The organism is Mycobacterium sp. 852002-50816_SCH5313054-b (genome assembly GCF_001667185.1).
Classification (GTDB): domain Bacteria; phylum Actinomycetota; class Actinomycetes; order Mycobacteriales; family Mycobacteriaceae; genus Mycobacterium.
This window is the reverse complement of sequence record NZ_LZIC01000075.1, coordinates 22,047-29,021: the sequence shown is the minus strand read 5'-3', so window position 1 is coordinate 29,021 and position 6,975 is coordinate 22,047. Positions and strand designations below refer to the sequence as shown.

Annotated in this window: 5 protein-coding genes; 2 read left to right on the top strand and 3 right to left on the bottom strand. The window is 69.5% G+C overall.

The features are described 5' to 3' along the window. The coding region (locus A5787_RS16620) for a hypothetical protein (RefSeq protein ID WP_197507184.1) at positions 1-209 on the bottom strand (209 nt) is incomplete at its 3' end. Between the two features lie 174 nt (positions 210-383). Continuing rightward, the gene (locus tag A5787_RS16615) at positions 384-1,148 is read right to left on the bottom strand and encodes a hypothetical protein (protein WP_066968878.1); all 765 of its coding nucleotides are present in this window, start codon (positions 1,146-1,148) and stop codon (positions 384-386) included. 163 nt (positions 1,149-1,311) lie between these two features. Here A5787_RS16615 and A5787_RS16610 point away from each other — a divergent pair, with 163 nt between their 5' ends. Further along, complete coding sequence (locus A5787_RS16610) at positions 1,312-3,060, top strand: MFS transporter (RefSeq protein WP_082977267.1); 1,749 nt, start codon at positions 1,312-1,314, stop codon at positions 3,058-3,060. On the opposite strand, the gene A5787_RS16605 is transcribed toward A5787_RS16610, so the two are convergent. Next, positions 3,057-6,455: a TM0106 family RecB-like putative nuclease gene (locus A5787_RS16605; protein ID WP_066968876.1), complete on the bottom strand. Its 3,399-nt coding sequence runs from the start codon at positions 6,453-6,455 to the stop codon at positions 3,057-3,059. The two genes, A5787_RS16610 and A5787_RS16605, sit on opposite strands and share 4 nt — an antisense overlap. A 91-nt stretch (positions 6,456-6,546) precedes the next feature. Here A5787_RS16605 and A5787_RS16600 point away from each other — a divergent pair, with 91 nt between their 5' ends. Next, positions 6,547-6,906, top strand: coding sequence for a hypothetical protein (locus tag A5787_RS16600; protein WP_066968874.1), 360 nt, complete (start codon positions 6,547-6,549; stop codon positions 6,904-6,906). The last annotated feature ends 69 nt before the right edge of the window (positions 6,907-6,975 follow it).

Here is a 6,975-nt window from a genome sequence, read left to right as displayed (position 1 = left end):
CCGCCGACACGGGTGACGGGCAGGCCACGGAAGCCAAAGCGCCCGCCCCGGAAGCCAAGCCCGTCACCCGTGTCGGCGGTGGGCTCGGGGTTGTAGTCGACCAGGAATTCGTGCCAGCTCGGGTCGACCGAAGAGGGGTCGTCGCGGAACTTGCGGTACATCTCCTCGACCAGCCATTCGTTTTGCCCGAATGGCGATATGTTGCTCACGGCCGCTGTTCGCCTCAATTCTTCTGCTCTGCAAGCGCTTTCCTCACGCCTGCGACTCTCCCGCGCCCCTGATGGTGGGGCACCTCACACCCGCGCCGGTCCTGGGGACGTTGCCGCCCCAATAAAGGCTAACCTTTTGCCGGCGATCCGCGAATGCGACCGGTGAGTGAACCGCTAGCCGGCCTCGTGGACCGGGGGCAACACCCGCAGCGTGCTCGGCCAACGGGTGGGCGCGGGCCCGAATGCGTGGCGGGCGTTGGTGACGATCTTCTTGCCCACCATCCGGTTGCCGGCGCCGCCGATCACGGCGCCGATGCCGACCGGCAGCGCCTTGCCGAACATCAGTGCGCCCTTGCGCACCGTGTACCGCTTGACGAAGTACTTGAGCATCCGCGTGTTCAACCGGCCCAGCGTCGGCAACGGCAGCGACGCCATGCCCTCGGCCAGCCACCCGCCCTGGGTGCGGCCGGGGCCGATCAGCTCGCCGATCGCGCGGCGGCTGTCGTCCCCGACCAGGACGGCGAGCACCAGCGCGCGGCGTCGTTCCCGGTGGTCGGCCGGGATGTTGTACACCGCGGCCTTCGCCAGCACGAACAGGGCGGTGGCCTCGACGAAGAACACGGTTTCCCCCGCGCCCGCGGACACCGCGGCCACCGTTCCGACCCCGGGGAACGTCGCGGCCGAACCGACCGCGGCGCCGCTGGCCGTCAGCGCGGCCAGGTAGCGCTTTTCCAGCTTGGCGTCGATTTCGGTGGGGCTGGCGCCGGGGTGCGTCCGTCGCAGCCTGGTGACGTAGGCCTGGGCCGCGGGGCCGTGGACGCGCGTGCTGCGCTCGATGACCTGCGCCAATGCGCGTGCCGATGCTTTGGGCCGACCGCCGTCGGCCGGCGTCTGGTCCAGCTCTGACAAATGTGAAGCTCTGTTCCGTCGGGCTCGCATGTGCCTCTCCTGGCCTTTCCCGCCGCATGGCGTCCTTTCCAGGCTAACCCGCCTTTGCCAAAACACCGGTCGGTCGCGACGCCCGCGGTGTTAGCCGATTGCCGCATCGGGATAATGCGGGCAGGGTGAGGTTCCGGGCCGTTCGTTTCCAGGGGGAGGCCAGATGACCAGGGCGACGTCGAGTCGCGCCGACTTCACGAAGCTGTGGAACCCCGCGAACGCTTCGCATCCGCGGGGCTCCGGGAATCCCTGGAACGCGCTCTGGGTGATGATGGTCGGCTTCTTCATGATCATGGTCGACTCGACCATCGTCGTCATCGCCAACCCGACCATCAAGGCCGACCTGCACACCAGCTACGCCACCGTGGTCTGGGTGACCAGCGCCTACCTGCTGGGATACGGGGTGGTGCTGCTGGTGGCCGGGCGGCTCGGCGACCGGTTCGGCACCAAAAACGTCTACCTGATCGGGCTGGCGGTGTTCACCGTCGCATCGATGTGGTGCGGGTTGTCGGGCAGCGCCGCCATGCTGATCGCGGCCCGCGTGGTCCAGGGGGTGGGGGCCGGGGTGCTCACCCCGCAGACCCTGTCGACGATCACCAGGATCTTCCCGCCGGAACGGCGTGGGGTGGCGGTGAGCCTGTGGGGCTCCACCGCCGGCGTGGCCAGCCTGGTCGGCCCGCTGGTCGGCGGCGCGCTGGTCGACGGGTTGGGCTGGCAGTGGATCTTCTTCGTCAACGTCCCCATCGGCGTCGTCGGGCTGGCGCTGGCCGTGCGGTGGGTCCCCGTGCTGCCCACCCAGGCGCACCGGTTCGACCTGGTCGGTGTCGGGCTGTCCGGGCTGGGCATGTTCCTGATCGTGTTCGGACTGCAGCAGGGGCAGGCCGGCCACTGGCAGCCCTGGGTCTGGGCGATGATCGTCGCCGGCGTCGGATTCATGTCGGTGTTCGTGTACTGGCAGGCCGTCAACACGGGTGAGCCGTTGATCCCGCTGCAGGTCTTCGCCGACCGCGACTTCAGCGTGTGCAACGCCGGGGTCGCCATCACCTCGTTCGCGACGACGGCGTTGATGCTCCCGCTGCCTTTCTTTTTGCAGGCCGGGTGCGGCCTGTCGCCGACGCGCTCGGCCCTAGTGATCGCGCCGATGGCGGTCACGGGCGGTGTGCTGGCGCCGTTCGCGGGCCTGCTCGTCGACAGGTACCACCCGCGGCCGGTGCTCGGTTTCGGCTTCTCGATGATGGCGATCGGGCTGACGTGGCTTTCGTTCGAGATGTCCCCGTCGACGGCGGTCTGGCGGCTGCTGCTGCCGTTCGCTGTGATCGGCGTCGGGAGCGCGTTCGTTTGGGCGCCGCTGACGGCCACCGCGACGCGCAACCTGCCCGACGACCTGGCCGGGACGGGTTCGGCCGTGTACAACGCGGTGCGGCAGCTGGGGGCGGTTCTCGGGAGCGCGGGCATGGCCGCGTTCATGACGTGGCGGATCGGCGCCGAGATGCCGTCGGCCGGTGCGGCGACCGAGGACACCGCGTCACCGCAACTACCCGAGTTCCTGCGCGCGGCGTTTTCCACCGCGATGGCGCAGTCGGTCCTGCTGCCCGCATTCATCGCGTTGTTCGGCATCGTCGCCGCGCTGTTCCTGCTCGGCTTCCCCCGTCCGGCGGTCACGGCCTGGGATCCGGCCGACGAGGACGACGTCGTCGACGACGACTATGACGACGACGAGTACGTCGAATTCATCCTGCTGCGCGAACCGGACGCCGGCCCGGCCTCGATCGACCTTGCCCGCAATGGTTCTCGTGGCGCTCGTGCCGAGGGCGGGAGGCCGCCCCGCCCGATGGTGTCACCCGGACACCGCTACCGCCCGGATCCGCACGAGGCTCCCACCGGCTACGGCCGGCACTCGTCCGGCGACTAGTCCCGCGTCAGCGCCAGGAAAGCGCCCAGGTCGATCAGGCCCGCGGGTGTGCCGGGCAGATACTCGGTGAGCAACTGCGAGCGGACGAGCACCGCGGCGTACTGCGCCCGGCTGACGGCGACATTGAGCCGGTTCCTGTTGAGCAGGAACGAGATTCCGCGAGGCACCACGTCGACCGACGACGCCGTCATCGAAACGAAGACCACCGGCGCCTGCCCGCCCTGAAACTTGTCGACGGTGCCGACCCGGACGGCGCCGAGCCGAGCGGCGTCCAGCCGCCGGCGAATCAGCGTCACCTGCGCGTTGTAGGGGGCCAACACCAACACGTCGGAGGCGACCAGCGGCCGGGAGCCGTGCTCGTCGGTCCACGACCGGCCGAGGATTTCGCCGATTTGTGCGACGATCGCGTCCGCCTCCTCGGGACTCTCGGTCGAGTTTCCCTGGTGGGCAACGACGCTCACGTGCACGCCGGGCGGGTAGCCGTCGAGGAGCCGCGTGGCGGCGCACTCGTGGGAGTACAGCCTGCCCTCGTAGGACAGCGCGGACACGGCTGCGCAGACCGCCGGGTGCATGCGGTAGGAGCGGTCCAGGAAGTAGCCGCGTTCGTCGGGCAGCGTGCGCGCGCCGTCCACCAGCCAGTCGAGCGCCGAGGTGTCGACCGGTTCGGGATGCGTTCCCTGGCTGACCTGCGGCAGCTGCTGCGGGTCGCCGAGCAGCAGCAGGTTGGCGGCCGCCGGCGCCACCGCGATGGTATTGGCCAGGCAGTACTGGCCGGCCTCGTCGATCGCCAGCAGGTCCAGCGCGCCCGGCGGCACCCGGTTGGCGTTGGCGAAATCCCATGCGGTGCCGCCGATCACGCAGCCGTGGGTGCCGGTGATGAACGCCGCGTACTCGTTGGACTCGATCTCCCGCCATCGGGGTGCGTCGCGGCCGGCGGGTTTCTTTGCGACCCGCGCAGGGTCCAGGCCGGCGTCGATCACGCAGTCCAGCAGGTTCTCCACCGTGGCGTGCGATTGCGCCACCACGCCGACGCGCCAGCCGTGGCCGGTGACCAAGCGCTCGATGACGCGCGCCGCGGTGTGTGTCTTGCCGGTGCCCGGCGGCCCGTGCACCGCCAGGTAGGACGCGTCCAGATCCAGTGCCGCGGCGGTGATGTCGGCGACGGTATCGGCGCTGCGAGGCAGTGGGTCGCCGCTGCGGGTGCGGGGCGCGCGACGCAGCAGCATGTCGGCCACGGCGCTGCGCGGTAGTCGCGGCAACCCGGCGGCCACCGCGGTGGCGGTCGCCTCGATCGACTCCCGCAATGCCGTCGTGGGAATCGGTGGCCCGGGGGTGAGCGCGAACGGCAGTTGGTGAAAGGTGGTGCCGTCATTGCCGACTCGCTCACGGATGACCACTTCGGTGGGCACCGCAGGGTCGTCTACCGCGACGACCTGCGCGCGGCCGGCCGCGCGCCGGTCCGGGTTGTCGGTCATGCTCGGTGGGGCGGGGGGCTCGTAGAGGGCAAAGACCTCTGTCAACAGGTCGCCGCGCGCCAACTGTCCCCGCAGTTGCACTTCCCGTCGGAGCTTGCGCGCGCGGGGCGGGGTGTGCCAGTCGGTGTCGACCGACGCCGACTCGGCGATGAAGACGTCGGTGTCGTCGGACCATTCCTCGACGGGGAAGTTCAGCCGGTCGAAATGAGCCCACCAGAACGGCTTTTCCTCGCGCCGGTGGTAGCCGCGGGCCGCCGACACCAGGGCGACCGCCGTCTGCTCGGGCGTGCGGTCGCCGACGCCGGCGTGCCCGGTGAATGTCGACAACGCCACCGCCAGCTGGTCGCGGTCTTCGACGGTGTTGCCTTGCGGAACCGGTTGGGCGCCAATCGGTACGACGCCGGACTCGTACGCGCGCAGCATCAGCCAGTTGCGCAGCTCGCGGGTCGAGCGGCAATCGTAGTGGTTGTAGTCCTCGATCTCCTTGAGCACCGACGCGGCGGCATCGTGTTCGCCGGCGGCGCGCAGCTCGCAGTAGCGGGCGTAGGAGGTGATCGATTCGGCGGCCGTGGTGACGTCACCGGCGCGCAGCTGCGCACCCATGTAGAGCGGCTCGAGCGCCTTGAGGCTGAACGATTCTGCGCCAACGCGAATACTCTTGCGCACCAAGGGGTATAGGTCGACCAGGGTGCCGCTGCGCAGCAGCTCGTCGACCTCGTCCTCGCCGACCCCGTACCGTCCGGCGAGCCGCAGCAGCGCGGTTTTCTCGTAGGGCGCGTAGTGGTAGATGTGCATGTTGGGCCGGCGCTTGCGGCGCTTTTTGACCATCGCGAGGAAGTCGGTGAGCGCCTTGCGCTCGTCCATCCGGTCGTGGGCCCACAGCGCGCGAAAGCTTCCCGTGGCGTCCAGGATGCCGAACAGGTACTCGAGGCCCCAGTCGCGGGCATCGGCCGTCCACAGCGGGTCGCCCTCGAAGTCGAAGAACAGGTCACCGGGGTCCGGTTCGGGTAGCAGGGTCAGCGGTTGGGGGTCGACAATCTCGAATTGCGGTATTCCGGTGTCACGTTGGCGTAGTTGCAGTTTGGCTTGTGCCGTCAGTTTGTTGAGCGCCGGGGGTGCCAGGTCGGCCACCGGACCGGTATGGTCGGCCAGCGTGGCGATCGTGGTGATGCCGGCGCCAATGAGCGTGTCCCGCTGGCCGATTCGCATACCGGCGACCAGCAGCAGGTCATCGGTGGCGCGCAGCTGTTCGGTGCACAACGCGCAGCGAAAGCAGGCGGCCACGCCGTCGTCGTCCCAGCGCACCGGGGCGCCCGTGGTGTGGTGCCCGTCGAGCAGTCGCTCCAAATGCGTGCGCTGCGAACGGTATACGGGAATCAGGTCACAGACCCGGTAGCGCACGACGGTGCCGTCGCCGAGTTCCAGTTCGGCCTCCGGCGCCACCACCACCCCCGCGTCGGCGAGCGCGTCGGCGTAGGCCGCCAGCTGCAGCAACGCGGTGACCTTGGGTGAGCGCGCCAGCTTGGTGTCGGTGACCCGATAGTGGTCGTCGTCGAGCACCAGGAAGTCGGCGAAGCCCACGAAGCGCCCGTCGAACATCGCGGCCTGATACACCACGGGGGCGCGGTTGGCGATGGCGCGCTGGGTTGCCTCGGCCGCGGCGGTGAGCCCGGCGAGGGTATATGCCGGGCGGCCGATGACCGCGACGCCCTCGCCGAACTCGTCGCGGAATCGGTCGAGTCGCCGTCGCTCGTGTTCCGTACCGAGAGTGGCCGTGCGCGCGAGCAGTTCGTCTCCGACGTCGACCGCGGGGCCCCAGCCGAGTTTGGCGTCGAAGTCCCTGAGCAGGGCGTACTCGCAGCGGGCGGCCGCCGCGAGATCCGACGCGCTGTAGACGATCCTGTCGTCGGTGACGAACACAGCAGCCACAGTAGGTGAGGGGACCGACGTGATCGACGTTCCGCCCGCGGGGGCCCTTGCTGACAGTCGAGGAAGCGGTAACTTCAGCGGGGTGATTACCGGGGCCTTCCTCGCCGAAGCGGCTTCGGTGGTGGACAACAAGCTCGCCGTGTCTGGCGGCGTGCTGTCGGGCTTCCGGGTGGGGACCGACCGGGTGGCGCGCTTTGTGCTGGTTGTGCTGACGCAGGTGGAGACCGATAGTCCGGTGCGACTGGTCGAGGTCGAGATCAGGCCGCCGACGGACGACGAGCCGTTGACCACCGAGTACGAGCTGCCCGAGGCCGCCGCTGGTGGCGAAATTGGGTTCGCCTTCTTCGACATCGAGGTACGGCTGCCGTCGAACGGCCGATGGGTGTTCGTGGTGACCGGTGGCGCGGGAGCGTTCTCGCTCCCGCTCCAGGTGAGCGGCTGACGCTGTTCAATGGCGCGCGGCCGCGCGGGTTAGCAGATTTCGTGGATGCAGGTCTTCGCCGACGCGGGC

Excerpts from the sequence above, each read along its gene's own strand:
- A5787_RS16615 (WP_066968878.1), bottom strand. The coding sequence starts at position 1,148 with ATGCGAGCCCGACGGAACAGAGCTTCACATTTGTCAGAGCTGGACCAG.
- A5787_RS16610 (WP_082977267.1), top strand. The coding sequence starts at position 1,312 with ATGACCAGGGCGACGTCGAGTCGCGCCGACTTCACGAAGCTGTGGAAC.